We start from the raw sequence: 15,335 nt of genomic DNA, 5'->3' as shown, positions 1-15,335 counted from the left end.
CGGGCTTGCCGTCGACGTCACTCATCGGCGTACGCATCACGACCGGCGGGATCGGACGCGAGCCGGGGATGTTGATCCGGATCCGCGTCGTCAGCGTCGTCTCGGTCTTGGGGGCGTCCGGGGCGCCCTGGTCGCCCGGGGGCACCTGGCCCACGGGGTCGGCGTCACCGGACGTGGCGCCCTGCGCGGACGTTCCGTACGGAGGCGTCCCCGACGGGTAGGCGGCAGCGCCGCGCCCCTGGGGCCCGGAGGACGAACTGTCAGTTTCACGACTCAAAGCAGGTTCTCCCGGTTGGCTCCGCCGCCCGTCTCGACCTCGCGCGGGCTGCTCGGCGGCGCGCACCACCATACTGGCCGCCGCGGGAAGTCACTGTGTGACGGATGGTGAATCCCTCGCGGGGATCACGGCAGTGCCCGTCAAAGTGTCACGTCACTTCCCAAGTCGGGCAGCGGACGCGGGTGGTTGCCGTGTCAGGCCGAGGGTGGCGCAGATCACAGCCACGGCCATCCCTCCGAGGAGGAACAGGTAGGAGCCGAGTCCCGCACCGAACAGGAAGTCACCTTCGGGACGGCTCGCGGTGAGCAGGATGACCGCGACGAGCCAGCCCGCCGCGGGTGCCACCGCCCCGGATCTGCCGCCGGTCAGCCGGGCGCCGCCGTGGAACAGCCCGGCCGCGCCGAGCAGTGCGAGCAGCAACCCGCCCGGGAACCAGCCCCCTTGGGCCAGTGCGCCCGCCGCGCCGACCAGCGCGCCGAGCACGAAGAGGACGAGCAGCGCGGCGATCCGGCCCGCGGTGGGCGCGCCGAAGCTGAACGGCAGGTCGACCTGCTGGGGCGCCGCGCCCTTGCCGGCGGACGCCGCGGCCCGCCCGTTCTTCCCGCCGCTCATCGGACCGTCACTCCCTGGTCGTCGTTGGCCCCGTCGCCGCCGTCGCCACCCTCGACGCCGTCGAACAGGTCCTTCTCGTACGCCGATCCGGGCTCGCCGCGCACCAACTCGTAGTACTCGACGTCGAACAGCGGCTGGGCGAGCCCGTTCGACAGCGCGAAGACCGCGAGGTCGCCGGGTCCGGCCGGGACGTCGACCTGGGTGGCGTGTGCGCGCATCGCGGCCGCCTTCCGCTCGGCGTACGGCCGGCCGTCGATCTCGGCGGTGATCCGCTCGTCGGCCACGACGCCCGGGACGTCGGACACGACGGCGGTGACGTCGAAGGGCGTGGCGTCGAGCTTCTCCGCGAGCTGCCGGAACCGTTCTTCGACGATGGTGCGGGGCACCCGGTTCCAGTAGATCTTGGCGATCGTGTGCGGATCGCCGAGATCGCGCCGGAAGGCCGGTTCGGCGGCCAGGTCGGCGGCGCGCATGGCGACGCGGTGGGCCTGGATGTGGTCGGGGTGGCCGTAGCCGCCGTCCGGGTCGTACGTGACGAGGACCTGCGGGCGGATCTCGCGGATCACGGCGACGAGGTGGGCGGCGGCGTCGTCCAGGTCGGCCGACCAGAAGGCGCCGGGCCTGTCGTTCTGCTCGACGCCCATCATCCCGGAGTCGCGGTAGCGGCCGGGGCCGCCGAGGAAGCGGTGGTCGTCGACGCCGAGTTCCTTCATGGCGGCGGCCAACTCACCGATACGGTGCGGCCCGAGAAGGTTCTCCCGGTCCGGGGCGAGATGGGCGAGTTCGTCCGGAATGACCTCGCCCTCTTCGCCGAGGGTGCAGGTCACGAGCGTGACGTGGGCGCCGTCGGCGGCGTACTTCGCCATGGTGGCGCCGTTGTTGATCGACTCGTCGTCGGGGTGCGCGTGCACGAGGAGCAGACGCCGACCGGGCAGTTCCGTCATGGGCCCAGACTAGGGCCTGTCGTCGAACTCCCGTCGTCGCCCGCGGGGCGGCCCCGCGGGGCAGACGGGAGTTCGACGACAGGCCCTGCGCCGGGCGCGCGGGGTCAGAACTTGATGCCGCCGACCATGTCCGCGAGGTTCGTCGTCAGGTCGGAGATGGTGGGGGCGATGGAGGAACTCGCCAGGTAGAAGCCGAGCAGCACACAGACGACGGCGTGCCCCGCCTTCAGCCCCGACTTCTTGATCAGGATGAAGACGATGATCGCGAACAGCACCACGGCCGAGATCGAGAGTGCCACAGCGGTCCCTCCTCCAAAGTGATCCGGTCGCCGACGGATTCCTACCCACACAGCGCTACGAATCATAACTATCCGCAGCGGTGCATGACGCGCCGCGAGGGAGCACCGGGGGCGGCGAGGAGCGCGCGGGGGCGCATGGCGCCCCCGCCGTGCGGCCAGGGGCGCCCGTGCCTCAGCCCCGCCGCCCGGCCCCGGTCAGCGCCCCGACGAGAGCGGCCGCCGCGGCCGGCCACGCGGGGTCCACCCCGGCGCACGCGAGCAGAACCACGGTGATCGTCACGGTGATCACGACCACCTGCCACTCCCGCGCGCCGTGTGCCCACGGCCCGGAGGGGGAATCCACACACCGGGTTACGGTCATCACGCATCACCTTCCAGTTCTTCTGGTGGGTCGGTCCTCGGCGCGGTGATGGTCGGGAAGCCCTCCGCGCCGGGGACCGTTCTGTCGGCCGCCTGCTGCCGGTCCGTCGCCGGGGTCGTACCCGGTGGGCGCTACGGACCATAACTATCCGTTGCCGCACATGAGTCGGCGCCCGGGAGCACGAGGGGCGCAGGGCGACCTAGGCTTCGGGGATGACCACCGAGAGCGGAACAGACACCGGGCCCGACGGCGTGACCGAGTCGTACTCCTTTCCTCGTCAGCACGCGCGAACGCAGCGCTTCACGCTGGGCGCGCCGCGGGCGTTCACGATCGCGCCGGACGGTGAGCGCGTCGCCTTCCTGCGGTCGTCGTCCGGCACCGACCGGGCGAACGCGCTGTGGGTGCTCGACGTGACGAGCGGTCAGGAGCGGCTCGCCGCCGACCCCGCCGCGCTGCTCGGCGGCGCGTCGGAGGACCTGTCGGCGCAGGAGCGGGCCCGGCGCGAGCGCAGCCGGGAGGGCGGCGCGGGCGTCGTGGGCTATGCGACGGACGCCGCCGTGGAGCTGGCCGCGTTCGCGCTGTCGGGGCGGCTGTTCACGGCGGAGCTGCGGGCCGGTACGGCGCGTGAACTCCCGGCCGCCGGGCCGGTCCTCGACCCGCGCCCCTCGCCCGACGGCCGGCACGTCGCCTACGTCGCGCAGGGTGCGCTGCGGGTGGTCGGCGCGGAGGGCGAGGACGACCGGGCGCTGGCCGAGCCGGAGTCGGCGACGGTGACGTACGGCCTCGCGGAGTTCATCGCGGCCGAGGAGATGTCCCGCTACCGCGGCTTCTGGTGGTCGCCCGACTCCGACCGGCTGCTCGTGGCCCGCGCCGACGACGCCGACGTACGGCGCTGGTGGATCGCCGACCCGGCGCACCCGGACCGCGAGCCGGCCCGCAACGCCTACCCGGCGGCCGGTACGCCCAACGCCGAGGTGCGGCTGTTCGCGTACGGCCTGGACGGCTCGCGCACCGAGATCAACTGGAACCGGACCGCCTACCCCTACCTGGCCCGCGTGCACTGGTCAGCGGACGGCGCCCCGCTGATCCTCGTGCAGGCCCGCGACCAGCTCAGCGAGCTGTACCTGGCGGTGGACCCGGAGGACGGCTCGACCCGGATGGTGCACGCCGACGAGGACGACCAGTGGCTGGAGCTGTTCCCCGGGGCGCCGTCCTGGTCGCCGAGCGGACAGCTGGTGCGGATCGCCGACGAGGGCGGGGCGCGGGTCCTCGCGGTCGGTGAACGGCCGCTGACCGGACGCAAGTTGCACGTCCGCGCGGTCCTCGACGTGGGCGAGGGCGACGTGCTGATCTCGGCGTCCGCGGGCGCCGACGCCGAGGACCCGGAGACCGGCGAGGTGCACGTCTACCGCGTCAACGAACTGGGCGTGCAGCGCGTCTCCACCGAGCCCGGCGTGCACTCCGCGGTCCGCTCGGGCGACGTCACCGTCCTCGTCTCGGCGACCCTGGACTCCCCCGGCTCCCGGGTCCGCGTGGAGCGAGACGGCAAGCACGTCGCCGAGGTCGCCTCGCACGCCGAACGGCCGCTGATCGCGCCGCGGGTCACGCTGACGGAGGCGGCGGGCATCCCGTGCGCCGTCCTGCTGCCGTCCTCGTACGCGGAGGGGGACGGCCCGCTGCCGGTGCTCCTCGACCCGTACGGCGGGCCGCACGGGCAGCGCGTGATGGCCGCCCACAACCCGTACCTGACCTCGCAGTGGTTCGCCGACCAGGGCTTCGCCGTGATCGTCGCGGACGGCCGGGGCACGCCGGGCATCTCGCCGGGCCGCGAGAAGTCGATCCGCGGCGACTTCACGCTGACGCTCGACGACCAGGTCACCGCCCTGCACGCGCTCGCCGACCGGTTCCCGCTCGACCTCGCCAAGGTCGCGATGCGCGGCTGGAGCTACGGCGGCTACCTCTCGGCGCTCGCCGTACTGCGCCGGCCCGACGTCTTCCACGCCGGGATCGCGGGGGCGCCGGTCACCGACTGGCGGCTCTACGACACCCACTACACGGAGCGGTACCTGGGCGATCCGGGCACCTCCCCGGAGACGTACGCGAAGAGTTCACTGGTGACGGACGACGGCCTCGCCCAGGCCGCCGACACCCACCGGCCGATGCTGATCGTCCACGGTCTCGCCGACGACAACGTGGTCGTCGCGCACGCCCTCAGGCTGTCGTCGGCGCTCCTCGCCGACGGCCGCCCGCACGAGGTGCTGCCGCTGTCGGGAGTCACGCACATGACGCCCCAGGAGCAGGTCGCGGAGAACCTGCTGCTGCTCCAAGTGGACTTCCTGAAGCGGTCGTTGGGGCTGTAGGCCCGTCCGGGAAAACGACCGGGGCCGGAGCGACATGGCGCGCTCCGACCCCGGTCCACGGCACCCGCACGGCCGTACGCTGTTCACTGTGGCCCGTTCGTATATCGGTGCCGGGTCGTGTGAGTTGCCTGCGTGTAAAGGCACGCGCGGACCCTATTCCGATGGCACGACCTGCTTCTCCTCGGCGAAGTGGCAGGCGGACGGGTGCTGGGTCGGGCCCTCGCCGATCCGGAAGACCGCGGGGACGGCCAGCTCCGGCACCTCCTCCTCGCACCGCTTCTGCGCCTTCCAGCAGCGGGTGCGGAAGCGGCAGCCGGACGGCGGGTTCGCGGGCGAGGGGACGTCACCGGCGAGGATGATCCGCTCCCGGTGCTCGCGCGCGTCCGGGTCCGGCACCGGGACGGCGGACAGCAGCGCCTGCGTGTAGGGGTGCGTCGGGTGGTCGTAGATCTCGGTGTCGGAGCCGATCTCGACGATGCGTCCCAGGTACATGACGCCGACCCGGTCGGAGATGTGCCGCACGATCGACAGGTCGTGGGCGATGAACACGTAGGACAGGTCGAACTCGTCCTGGAGGCGCTCCAGCAGGTTCACCACCTGCGCCTGCACCGACACGTCGAGCGCGGAGACCGGCTCGTCGGCGACGATGATCTCGGGGCGCAGCGCGAGGCCGCGGGCGATGCCGATGCGCTGGCGCTGGCCGCCGGAGAACTGGTGCGGATAGCGGTTGATGTACTCGGGGTTGAGGCCGACCACGTCCAGCAGGTCCTGGACCTTCTTGCGGCGGTCGCCCTTCGGCGCGACCTCGGGGTGGATCTCGTACGGCTCCCCGATGATGTCGCCCACCGTCATCCGGGGGTTGAGGGACGTGTACGGGTCCTGGAACACCATCTGGATGTTGCGGCGCACGGCCTTGAGGGCGCGGCCGGACAGCTGGGTGATGTCCTCGCCCTTGTACTTGATCTGGCCCGCCGTGGGGCGCTCCAGGTTCACCAGCATCTTGGCGACGGTCGACTTGCCGCAGCCGGACTCCCCCACGATGCCGAGCGTCTCGCCCTGCCCGAGGTCGAAGTCCACGCCGTCGACGGCCTTGACCGCGCCGACCTGCTTCCTGATGAGGATGCCCTGGGTGAGGGGGTAGTGCTTGACCAGCCCCCGCACCTCCAGGAGCGGTTCGTGGCCGGAGGCGGAGCCGTTCTTCGCGTACGACGACTCGGCCTGCGCCTTGTGCAGGAGGTGCTCGGCGATCTCGCCCTCGCGCTTCAGATCGTCCTTGCTGACGTGCTCACCGTGTGGAGGCATCGAGCGTCTCCTTCCAGAAGTGGCAAGCGCTGCGACGCGTCGGTGAGACCTCGGCGAGCGGCGGGACGTCGGTCCGGCAGACGTCCTGGGCCATCGGGCAGCGCGGGTTGAAGGCGCAGCCGGGCGGGATGTTCAGGAGGTTGGGCGGCAGGCCCTTGATGGCGAAGAGCTCCTGGCCCTTCTGGTCGAGGCGCGGGATCGATTCGAGCAGGCCCTTGGTGTACGGGTGGGCGGGCGCCTTGTAGATCTCGTGCACGGGGGCCTGCTCGACGATGCGGCCCGCGTACATCACGGCGATCTTGTCGGCGACGTCCGCGACGACCCCCAGGTCGTGGGTGATGAGGATCAGGCCCATGTTGAGCTCGCGCTGGAGCTCCGCGAGCAGGTCCATGACCTGGGCCTGGACCGTGACGTCGAGGGCGGTGGTCGGCTCGTCCGCGATGATGAGGTCGGGTTCGAGGGCGAGCGCCATCGCGATCATGATGCGCTGGCGCATGCCGCCGGAGAACTGGTGCGGGTACTGGCCGACGCGCTCCTTCGCGGCCGGGATCCTGACCCGGTCCATCAGCTCGACGGCCTTCGCCTTGCCGTCCTTGCGCGACATGCCCTTGTGGACGACGAAGAGCTCACCGATCTGCTCGCCGACCGAGAGCACGGGGTTGAGGGAGGACAGCGCGTCCTGGAAGATCATCGCCATCTCGGCGCCGCGGACCTTCCTGCGCTCCTCCTCCTTCAGCTTGAGCAGGTCCCTGCCCTTGAAGAGGATCTCGCCGCCGGCAATCTTCCCGGGCGGGACGTCGAGGATGCCCATGATGGCCTGGGCGGTGACCGACTTGCCGGAGCCGGACTCACCGAGCACGGCGAGCGTCTCCCCCTCGTCGACGGTGTAGTTCACCCCGTTCACGGCCTTGGCGACGCCTTCCCGGGTGCGGAACTCGACGTGCAGATCGCGTACTTCGAGCAACGGCATGGGCGCTACCTCAGCTTCGGGTCGAGGGCGTCGCGCACCGCGTCGCCGAGCATGATGAACGCGAGCACGGTGAGGGCGAGCGCGCCGGCCGGCCAGAGCAGCATGTGCGGGGCGTTGCGGATGTACGCGGACGCCGCCGAGATGTCGATGCCCCAGCTGACGGCCGGCGGCTTCAGACCGACACCGAGGTACGAGAGCGTCGCCTCCAGGGCGATGTACGTACCGAGGGCGATGGTCGCCACGACGATGACCGGCGCGATCGCGTTCGGCGTGATGTGGCGCAGCAGCATCCGGGAGTTGGAGGCGCCGAGCGCGCGGGCCGCCTGCACGTAGTCGTTCTGTTTGGCGGTGATGACCGAGCCGCGGGCGATCCGGGAGATCTGCGGCCAGCCGAGCAGCACCATGAAGCCGATGACCGGCCAGACGGTGTTGCTGGTGACGACCGACAGGAGCACCAGGCCGCCGAGGACGACGGGGATCGCGAAGAAGATGTCGGTGATCCGGGAGAGGACCGCGTCCCAGGCGCCGCCGAAGAACCCGGCGAGCCCGCCGAGCACGGAGCCGAGGATGGCCACGCCCACGGTGGCGCAGACGCCGACGGTGATGGAGTTGCGGGCGCCGTACACGGTGCGGGTGTAGACGTCGCAGCCCTGGCCGTCGAAGCCGAAGGGGTGGCCGGGCTGGGAGCCCTGCTGGGCCTTGGACAGGTCGCAGGAGAGCGGGTTGCCGGAGGCGATCAGCTGCGGCCAGATCGAGATGACCGCCAGGAACAGGATGATCAGGCCCGAGATGATGAAGATCGGGTTGCGGCGCAGATCGCGCCAGGCGTCCGACCACAGGCTGCGCGGCTTGCCGGCGGGGCCACCCGCGGAGCCGCCGGGCGCACCGGCCACGGTCGAGCCCTCGCTCGTGGCGAGGTCCATGGCGCCGCCCATGCCGGTCGCCGCGATGGCCCCGTCCTCCGGTGCCCGCCCGCCGCCGGACCAGGACGAGGGCTCTGGCGCTTGGGGTTCAGGCATAGCGGATCCTCGGGTCGAGTACGGCGTACAGGAGGTCGACGATCAGGTTCACCGCGAGGAACACCAGCACGAGGATCGTCACGAAGCCGACCACGGTCTGGGTGTTCTGGCGGAGGATGCCCTGGTAGAGCTGGTAGCCGACGCCGTGGATGTTGAAGATGCGCTCGGTCACGATCGCGCCGCCCATCAGGGCGCCGACGTCGGCGCCGATGAAGGTGACCACCGGGATGAGCGAGTTGCGCAGCAGGTGCCGGGTGATGACCCGGCGCCGCGGCAGGCCCTTGGCGATGGCGGTGCGGACGTAGTCGGCGCGCCGGTTCTCCGCGATCGAGGTGCGGGTCAGCCGGGTCACGTACGCGAGGGAGACCGAGGCGAGGACGAGGCCCGGCACGATCAGTTCGCTGAACGGGGCCTCGGTGGACACCGCCGGGTTGATCCAGCCCCACTCGACGCCGAGCAGCAGCTGCAGCACGAGACCGGTGACGAACGTCGGGATGGAGATCACGACCAGGGTCAGCAGCAGCACCGTCGTGTCGATGGGCCGCCCGCGGCGCAGACCGGTGATGACGCCGAGCGAGATGCCGACGACGATCTCGAAGAGGATCGCCACGATGGTGAGGCGGATGGTGACCGGGAACGCGGTCGACATCAGCTCGGTGACCTTCTGACCGTTGAACGCGGTGCCGAAGTCCCCGGTGAAGACGTTCCCCATGTACGTCAGGTATTGCTGCCACACCGGCTTGTCGAGGCCGAACTCGCTCTTGAGCTGGGCCTCCGTGGCAGGGTCGCAGGCCCTGTCGCCGCAGAGGCCGGCGATGGGATCGCCCATCACGTTGACCATGAGGAAGATCAGCAGCGTCGCGCCGATGAAGACCGGGATCATCTGCAGCAGGCGCCGGATCACATAACGTCCCATGAGGACTCCGGTTCCGGTTCAGCGAGCGGTGAGAGCGGCAGCCGGGCCGGTCGGGCGCGCGGACTGCCGCTCTCCTGACGTCAGTTGACCTTGATCTCGTTGTAGACCGGGACGCTGAACGGGTTCAGCGCGACGTTCGAGACCTTGTCGGAGTAGCCGGCGCTGCCGTTCTGGTACCAGAGCGGGATGGCCGCCATGTTGTCCCGGACGACCTCCTGGGCCTGCTGGAAGGTCTTCACGGCGGTGGCCGTGTCGGCCTCGGCGTTGGCCTTGTCGACCAGGGAGTCGAACTCCTTGTTGGACCAGTGGCCGTCGTTGGACGAGGCGTTGGTGTAGTACAGCGGCTGCAGGAAGTTCTGGATGAGCGGGTAGTCCATCTGCCAGCCGGCGCGGAACGGGCCCGTCATCTTCTTGTCGGTGATCTTGTTGCGGAAGTCCGCGAAGGTGCCGGTGGGGCTGCCGACGCAGGCCTTGTCGTTGCCGAGCGCGTTGTTGATGGAGTTGCAGACGGCGTCGACCCACTCCTTGTGGCTTCCGGTGTCGGCGTTGTAGCCGATCGTCACCTGGCCGCCGGGCAGCCCGCCGCCCTCCTGGACCAGCTTCTTGGCCTCGGTCGGGTTGTAGTCGCAGAACTCGCCGCACAGGCCCGACTTGTAGCCGCCCTCCTCGCCGAGGACCGGGGAGGTCCAGTCGGTGGCGGGGGTACGGGTCTTGGCGAAGATCGTCTCGGTGATCTGCTTGCGGTTGATCGCCATGGACAGGCCCTTGCGGACCTTGTCGCTGTCCGCCTTGTTCCAGTCGGAGTCGTAGAACGGGAAGGCGAGGGTCTGGATGATGCCGGCCGGGGTGTTGATGTACCGGCCGTCGAGGTCGTTCTGGACGTTCTTGAGCTGGGCGGCGGGCACGTCGTCGACGAGGTCGAGGTTGCCCGCGGTCAGGTCGGTGTAGGCGGTGTTGTTGTCGGTGTAGACCTTGAGGTCGACGCCGCCGTTCTCCGCCTTGTCGTCGCCCGGGTAGTCGTCCCACTTGCGCAGGGACATCTGGGAGCCCTTTTGGTACGAGTCCACGGTGTACGGGCCGTTGCCGACCGGCTTGCTCACCCAGGCGTCGTGGTCGTCGAAGAACGCCTTGGGCAGCGGGGCGAAGGCCGCGTAGCCGAGGGTGTCGGGCCAGGTGGAGAACTTCTGGTTGAGCTTGACCGTGAAGGTGTTGTCCCCGGTGACCTTGAGGCCCGAGAGGGTGTCGGCGCTCTGGCTGCCGGAGTCCGGGTGCACCTTGTCGTAGCCGTCGATGTACCCGAAGAAGTAGGCGTTCTTCTGGTTGTTCTTCAGGCTCGCGCCGTAGTTCCAGGCGTCCACGAAGGACTTCGCGGTGACCTTCTCGCCGTTGGAGAACGTCCAGCCGTCCTTGACCGTGATCGTGTAGTTCATCTGGTCGGAGGTCTCGATCTTCTCCGCCAGCATGTCCTTGGCGGCGCCCGTCTTGGGGTCGTACCGCTTCAGGCCGCGGAAGATCATGTCGAGGACCTTGCCGCCCTGCACCTCGTTGGTGTTGGCCGGCTCGAGGGGGTTCTGCGGGTCGCCCCACGAGGAGCGCACCACTCCGGAACCGTCACCACCACCGCCACCACCGCTGTCGCTGCCGCCTCCACAGGCCGTCGCCGTCAGGGCTACGGCTGCCGCGGCCGCGGCCCATTTGACGTGCGTGGCTCCACGCATGGAGTGCCTCCTCATACCGACTCGTACCGCTCACGTGACACGTACGCCTTAATATCGGCCCAAGCCGGGCATATCGCACTCCGGGATCGGCCTTACGGGAAACGCCTCGCGGCGGGGGCGGGCCGTGCGGGACGATCGGCCGATGGTCGACCACGCCTTCACCGACGCCCGACTCGCCCGCCTCTACGACGCGCTCAATCCATGGGCCGCCTGCGACGACTTCTATCTGGACCTGGTGCGGGGCGCCGGGTCCGTGCTCGACGTGGGGTGCGGGACGGGGGCGCTGCTCGCCCGGGCCCGGGAGGAGGGGCACGGCGGGCGGCTGGTGGGGCTCGATCCGGCGGCGGGGATGCTGGCGGTGGCCCGGGAGCGGGGGGACGTGGAGTGGGTGCGCGGGACGCTGCGCTCCGCGCGGGTGGCGGGCGGGTTCGACCTGGTCGTGATGACCGGGCACGCGTTCCAGGTGTGGGTGGACGACGACGAGATCCGGGCGTCGCTGGCCGCGGTGCGGGACGTGCTCGGTGCCGGGGGGCGGTTCGCGTTCGAGACGCGGAATCCTCTGGCGCGGGCGTGGGAGCGGTGGGGCTCCGCCCGGGTGGGGGACGTCCGGGTGACGCATGACGTCGTGGGCGGCTTCGACGGGCGGACCGTCACGTTCACGACGACGTACGACGTGGTGGGGTGGGGCGGGGCGGAGGTCAGCCGCAGTACGTTGCGGTTCCTCTCCGAGGGGGAGCTGGACGGATTCCTCACGGAGGCCGGATTCACGGTCACCGCGCGCTACGGCGACTGGACGGGGTCACCGTTCGCCCCCGACTCCCCGGAGATCATCACCGTGTGCGAGGCGCTGCCGCGTTGACGGGTGCGGGCCGGTGGGGGTTGTTCGCGCAGTTCCCCGCGCCCCTGAAAACCCGATCCCGGCTGCGGGCCGGTGGGGCTTCTCGCGCAGTTCCCCGCGCCCCCGAAGAACCCGACTTTGGCTGCCGGCCGGTGGGGGCTTCTCGCGCAGTTCCCCGCGCCCCTGGAAGGCATGCGCTGCGCGCAGCCTTCCCCCGGCCCCCGGGGAGATGCCGCACGAAGTGCGCATCTCCAGGGGCGCGGGGAACTGCGCGAGGAGCCCCACCGGCCGTTAGTCGGCTACGAAAGCCCGGCCCGGCAGACGCAGTCGGTATGTCAGGGGCGCGGGGAACGGCGCGAACAACCCCCACCGGCCCGCGGGCGGAAATGGCGCGGCCCGGTCCCGGTGGAAGTCACCGGGGCCGGGCCGGGCCGTGTCGTGCGTAGGGGCTACTTGTCGTCCTGGTCGCCCTCCAGGGCAACCAGCGCCGGGTCGAGGACGATGTCCTCGGCACGGGCCTCCACCGACGGCTCCTCCGGGAAGTGGCACGCCGTGAGGTGACCGGGCTTGGAGCCGGAGATCTGGACGAGCGGCGGCTCCTCCGACGCACACTTGTCCTGCGCCTTCCAGCACCGCGTACGGAACCGGCAGCCGGACGGCGGCGCGATGGGCGAGGGCACGTCACCCTCCAGCCGGATGCGCTCCTTCTTCTCCGCGTCGATGTCGGCGTCCGGGACGGCCGACATCAGCGCGTGGGTGTAGGGGTGGCGCGGCCGGTTGTAGAGCGAGTCGCGGTCGGCGATCTCGACGATCTTGCCGAGGTACATGACCGCGACGCGCTGCGAGAAGTGCCGCACGATCGCCAGGTCGTGGGCGATGAAGACGAACGCGATGCCCATCTCCCGCTGGACCTTCTGGAGAAGGTTCACCACCTGGGCCTGGATGGAGACGTCGAGCGCCGAGACCGGCTCGTCCGCCACGATCAGCTTCGGCTCCAGGGCCACCGCACGGGCGACGCCGATGCGCTGGCGCTGACCGCCGGAGAACTCGTGCGGGAAGCGGTTGTAGTGCTCGGGGTTGAGGCCCACGATCTCCAGGAGTTCGCGGACCCGCGCCTCACGGCCCCCGGGCGGGTTGATGCCGTTGATCTCCATCGGGCCGGAGATGATCGAGCCGACCGTCTGGCGCGGGTTCAGCGACGCGTACGGGTCCTGGAAGATCATCTGGATCTCGGACCTGATGGGCGCCAGCTGCCGCCGGTTGGCCGTGCTGATGTCCTGGCCGTTGTACGTGATCGTGCCCTGCGTGGGCTCGTACAGGCGGGTCAGCAGACGGCCCGTCGTCGACTTGCCGCAGCCGGACTCGCCGACCAGGCCCAGGCTCTCGCCGGGGAAGACGTCGAAGTCGACGCCGTCGACGGCCTTGACCGCGCCGACGGTGCGCCGGATCGGGAAGCCGCCCTTGATCGGGAAGTGCTTCTGCAGGCCGCGGACCGAGAGCAGCGGAGCCGCCTCGCCGTCCCGCTGCTCGGGGATCGCGTCGGCGACCGCCGTGGTGGTGTTGCTCTTGTTGTCGCTCATGGTCATGCCCCAGTCGCCGGTTTCAGCTCAGCCCAGCCGGGGCTGAATCGTCTCGATGAACACCTGCTGCTTCTGGTCCGCCGTCAGGTGGCAGGCGGCGCCGCGGCCGGCCGGAAGCACCGGACGCTCGCCCGAGCAGCGGCCGTCGGTCACCTTGTCGGTGAAGGCGCAGCGCGGGTGGAACGGGCAGCCCGAGGGCGGGTTGAGCAGCGAGGGCGGCGAGCCGGGGATCGGCAGGAGCGGCTCGTCGACGTCCGAGTTGAGGCGCGGCATCGAGCTCAACAGACCCCAGGTGTAGGGGTGTTCGGGCGTCTTGAGCACCTGGCGGGTGGACCCGCGCTCGACGGCGCGGCCGGCGTACATCACGAGGATGTCGTCGGCCATGTTCGCGACCACACCCAGGTCGTGGGTGATCATGATGATCGCCGAACCGAACTCCTGCTGCAGGTCCTTGAGCAGGTCGAGGATCTGCGCCTGCACCGTCACGTCGAGCGCGGTGGTCGGCTCGTCCGCGATGAGCAGCTCCGGGTTGCACACCAGCGACATGGCGATCATGGCGCGCTGGCGCATGCCGCCGGAGAACTGGTGCGGGTAGTCGTCGACCCGCTGCTTCGGGTGCGGGATGCCGACCTTGCCGAGCATTTCGATGGCCCGGTCCCGGGCCTCCTTCTTGCTGGCCCCGGTGTGCTTGCGGAACGGCTCGGAGATCTGCCGGCCCACGGTGTAGTACGGCGAGAGCGCGGTGAGCGAGTCCTGGAAGATCATCGCCATCTTGTTGCCGCGGAGCTTCTCCATCTCGCTCTCCGAGGCGGTGAGCAGCTCCTGGCCGTCGAGGACGATCTCGCCGTCGATGGTGGCGGTCATCGGGTTGTGCAGGCCGAGCACGGTCAGGTTGGTGACCGACTTGCCGGAGCCCGACTCGCCGACGATGCCGAGCGTCTTGCCGCGCTCCAGGTCGAAGGAGAGCCCGTCCACCGCCTTGACGGCGCCGTCCTCGGTGGAGAACTGCACCCGCAGGTCGCGCACCGAAAGGAACGCGTCGGAACCGGTCGGGGCCGGAGCGTCCTCGGTCTTGGTGAGTGTGGTCACGGGGTTCTCCTAGGACAGACGCACGCGCGGGTCGACCACGGCGTACATGGCGTCCACAACGATGTTGCAGATGATGATGAAGGCGGCGCTGATGATCATGACGCCCATGAGCACCGGCAGGTCCTTCAGGACGACCGAGTCACGGGCCAGACGGCCGAACCCGGCGAGACCGAAGGTGAGTTCGGTGACCATGCCACCACTGAGCAGGGCGCCGATGTCCATGCCGAGGATGGTGATGATCGGGATGACCGAGCCGCGCCACGCGTAGCGGTAGAAGACGTAGCGGCTGCTCATGCCCTTGGCCTTGGCGGCCCGGACGTGTTCCTCCTGCAGCTGCTCGATCATCGACGAGCGCGACATACGCGTGTAGTTGGCCGTGAAGATCGTCGCCATCACGATCCAGGGGATCAGCAGGCCCATGAACCAGCCGGCGGGATCCTCCGTGATGGGTACGTACTTGGGCTTGTCCAGCCATCCGGTGCTGTAGACGAAGATGCCGAGCACGATCGGGCCGAGGAAGTAGATCTGGAACGAGCTGAGCACCAGCGAGCCGCCGCTGAAGATCTTGTCGAGCCAGGTGCCGCGGTAGCGGGCGGCCATGAGGCCGGCGCCGAGACCGACGAACAGGAAGACGACGAGGCCGCCGAAGGTGAGCGAGAGCGTCAGCGGAAGGCGGTCCATGATGGTGTCCCACACCATCTGGTTGTTCCGGAACGAGACGCCGAAGCACGGCGCGTCGCAGTGCCCCACACCGAAGTCCCGTCCGACGAAGATGCCGGAGAGGTAATGCCAGTACTGCACCGGCACCGGGTCGTCGAGGCCGAGGTTCTTGTGGATGATCGCCAGCGCGTCCGGGGTGCAGTTCTTGCCGCACGCGAGTGTCGCCGGGTCCTGTGGGATGGCGAAGTACATGAAGAACGTGAAGGCGCTGATCAGCAGAAGGATGAGTGCTGCGCCAGACACCCGGCGTATGAGAAATCGAAGCATGGCAGAAAGCTGCTCTCAGGACGGCGGCGGTGGGAGGCCAGGAGGGGGTCCGGCGGCCCGGGG

14 protein-coding genes and 1 pseudogene are annotated in these 15,335 nt (G+C 70.0%); 2 read left to right on the top strand and 13 right to left on the bottom strand.

Going from position 1 to position 15,335, the window contains the following annotated elements:
• The 5 genes and pseudogenes from RBJ77_RS27980 to RBJ77_RS27960 form a co-directional block, all read right to left on the bottom strand.
• Positions 1-277 (bottom strand): annotated as a pseudogene (locus tag RBJ77_RS27980) (hypothetical protein); the annotation flags it as partial.
• 153 nt (positions 278-430) lie between these two features.
• Positions 431-889 (bottom strand): DUF6113 family protein, encoded by a 459-nt coding sequence (locus RBJ77_RS27975; protein ID WP_372347558.1) that lies wholly within the window; start codon positions 887-889, stop codon positions 431-433.
• A complete protein-coding gene (mshB, locus tag RBJ77_RS27970) occupies positions 886-1,833 on the bottom strand; it encodes an N-acetyl-1-D-myo-inositol-2-amino-2-deoxy-alpha-D-glucopyranoside deacetylase (protein WP_372347557.1) in 948 nt (315 codons plus the stop codon). Before mshB ends, RBJ77_RS27975 begins: the two co-directional genes overlap by 4 nt.
• 104 nt (positions 1,834-1,937) lie before the next feature.
• Positions 1,938-2,132: a hypothetical protein gene (locus tag RBJ77_RS27965; RefSeq protein WP_255976940.1), complete on the bottom strand. Its 195-nt coding sequence runs from the start codon at positions 2,130-2,132 to the stop codon at positions 1,938-1,940.
• A 172-nt stretch (positions 2,133-2,304) separates the two neighbouring features.
• The gene (locus RBJ77_RS27960) at positions 2,305-2,493 is read right to left on the bottom strand and encodes a hypothetical protein (RefSeq protein WP_372347556.1); all 189 of its coding nucleotides are present in this window, start codon (positions 2,491-2,493) and stop codon (positions 2,305-2,307) included.
• Positions 2,494-2,705: 212 nt separating this feature from the next.
• Between RBJ77_RS27960 and RBJ77_RS27955 the strand changes: the two genes are divergently transcribed.
• The gene (locus RBJ77_RS27955; RefSeq protein WP_372347555.1) at positions 2,706-4,853 is read left to right on the top strand and encodes a prolyl oligopeptidase family serine peptidase; all 2,148 of its coding nucleotides are present in this window, start codon (positions 2,706-2,708) and stop codon (positions 4,851-4,853) included.
• Positions 4,854-5,006: 153 nt separating this feature from the next.
• Here RBJ77_RS27955 and RBJ77_RS27950 read toward each other — a convergent pair whose 3' ends face one another.
• The 5 genes from RBJ77_RS27950 to RBJ77_RS27930 form a co-directional block, all read right to left on the bottom strand.
• Complete coding sequence (locus tag RBJ77_RS27950; protein ID WP_372347554.1) at positions 5,007-6,155, bottom strand: ABC transporter ATP-binding protein; 1,149 nt, start codon at positions 6,153-6,155, stop codon at positions 5,007-5,009.
• The gene (locus RBJ77_RS27945; protein WP_372347553.1) at positions 6,139-7,125 is read right to left on the bottom strand and encodes an ABC transporter ATP-binding protein; all 987 of its coding nucleotides are present in this window, start codon (positions 7,123-7,125) and stop codon (positions 6,139-6,141) included. Before RBJ77_RS27945 ends, RBJ77_RS27950 begins: the two co-directional genes overlap by 17 nt.
• Positions 7,126-7,130: 5 nt before the next feature.
• Positions 7,131-8,144, bottom strand: coding sequence for an ABC transporter permease (locus RBJ77_RS27940; protein ID WP_372347552.1), 1,014 nt, complete (start codon positions 8,142-8,144; stop codon positions 7,131-7,133).
• Entirely contained in the window at positions 8,137-9,060 is a 924-nt protein-coding gene (locus tag RBJ77_RS27935) for an ABC transporter permease (protein WP_255976929.1), read from the bottom strand. The genes RBJ77_RS27940 and RBJ77_RS27935 overlap by 8 nt, the downstream gene beginning before the upstream one ends.
• A gap of 80 nt (positions 9,061-9,140) precedes the next feature.
• Positions 9,141-10,778 carry an ABC transporter substrate-binding protein gene (locus RBJ77_RS27930; RefSeq protein ID WP_372347551.1) on the bottom strand — a complete coding sequence of 546 codons (1,638 nt, stop codon included), beginning with the start codon at positions 10,776-10,778 and terminating at the stop codon, positions 9,141-9,143.
• Positions 10,779-10,920: 142 nt separating this feature from the next.
• On the opposite strand from RBJ77_RS27930, the gene RBJ77_RS27925 reads away from it, so the two are divergent.
• Positions 10,921-11,637, top strand: a complete 717-nt coding sequence (locus tag RBJ77_RS27925) for a trans-aconitate 2-methyltransferase (protein WP_372347550.1) — start codon at positions 10,921-10,923, stop codon at positions 11,635-11,637.
• 428 nt (positions 11,638-12,065) lie between these two features.
• Here the strand turns inward: RBJ77_RS27925 and RBJ77_RS27920 are convergent, their stop codons facing one another.
• From RBJ77_RS27920 to RBJ77_RS27910, 3 genes are read right to left on the bottom strand one after another with little or no spacing between them, the layout of a single operon-like run.
• The gene (locus RBJ77_RS27920; RefSeq protein ID WP_372347549.1) at positions 12,066-13,196 is read right to left on the bottom strand and encodes an ABC transporter ATP-binding protein; all 1,131 of its coding nucleotides are present in this window, start codon (positions 13,194-13,196) and stop codon (positions 12,066-12,068) included.
• Between the two features lie 27 nt (positions 13,197-13,223).
• On the bottom strand, positions 13,224-14,285 hold the full coding sequence (locus RBJ77_RS27915; RefSeq protein ID WP_372347548.1) for an ABC transporter ATP-binding protein: 1,062 nt from the start codon (positions 14,283-14,285) through the stop codon (positions 13,224-13,226).
• A gap of 9 nt (positions 14,286-14,294) precedes the next feature.
• On the bottom strand, positions 14,295-15,272 hold the full coding sequence (locus tag RBJ77_RS27910; protein ID WP_372347547.1) for an ABC transporter permease: 978 nt from the start codon (positions 15,270-15,272) through the stop codon (positions 14,295-14,297).
• Between the last annotated feature and the right edge of the window lie 63 nt (positions 15,273-15,335).

Source organism: Streptomyces sp. KL116D (assembly GCF_030766975.1).
Lineage (GTDB): Bacteria > Actinomycetota > Actinomycetes > Streptomycetales > Streptomycetaceae > Streptomyces > Streptomyces longispororuber_A.
The sequence above is the reverse complement of the archived record's forward strand: the minus strand, read 5'-3'. Positions and strand labels throughout refer to the sequence as shown.

Bases quoted from the DNA above. Each gene is read 5' to 3' on its own strand.
- RBJ77_RS27975 (WP_372347558.1), bottom strand. From the start codon at position 889: ATGAGCGGCGGGAAGAACGGGCGGGCCGCGGCGTCCGCCGGCAAGGGC.
- mshB (WP_372347557.1), bottom strand. From the start codon at position 1,833: ATGACGGAACTGCCCGGTCGGCGTCTGCTCCTCGTGCACGCGCACCCC.
- RBJ77_RS27960 (WP_372347556.1), bottom strand. From the start codon at position 2,493: ATGACCGTAACCCGGTGTGTGGATTCCCCCTCCGGGCCGTGGGCACAC.
- RBJ77_RS27955 (WP_372347555.1), top strand. From the start codon at position 2,706: ATGACCACCGAGAGCGGAACAGACACCGGGCCCGACGGCGTGACCGAG.
- RBJ77_RS27950 (WP_372347554.1), bottom strand. From the start codon at position 6,155: ATGCCTCCACACGGTGAGCACGTCAGCAAGGACGATCTGAAGCGCGAG.
- RBJ77_RS27945 (WP_372347553.1), bottom strand. From the start codon at position 7,125: ATGCCGTTGCTCGAAGTACGCGATCTGCACGTCGAGTTCCGCACCCGG.
- RBJ77_RS27940 (WP_372347552.1), bottom strand. From the start codon at position 8,144: ATGCCTGAACCCCAAGCGCCAGAGCCCTCGTCCTGGTCCGGCGGCGGG.
- RBJ77_RS27935 (WP_255976929.1), bottom strand. From the start codon at position 9,060: ATGGGACGTTATGTGATCCGGCGCCTGCTGCAGATGATCCCGGTCTTC.
- RBJ77_RS27930 (WP_372347551.1), bottom strand. From the start codon at position 10,778: ATGCGTGGAGCCACGCACGTCAAATGGGCCGCGGCCGCGGCAGCCGTA.
- RBJ77_RS27925 (WP_372347550.1), top strand. From the start codon at position 10,921: ATGGTCGACCACGCCTTCACCGACGCCCGACTCGCCCGCCTCTACGAC.
- RBJ77_RS27920 (WP_372347549.1), bottom strand. From the start codon at position 13,196: ATGAGCGACAACAAGAGCAACACCACCACGGCGGTCGCCGACGCGATC.
- RBJ77_RS27910 (WP_372347547.1), bottom strand. From the start codon at position 15,272: ATGCTTCGATTTCTCATACGCCGGGTGTCTGGCGCAGCACTCATCCTT.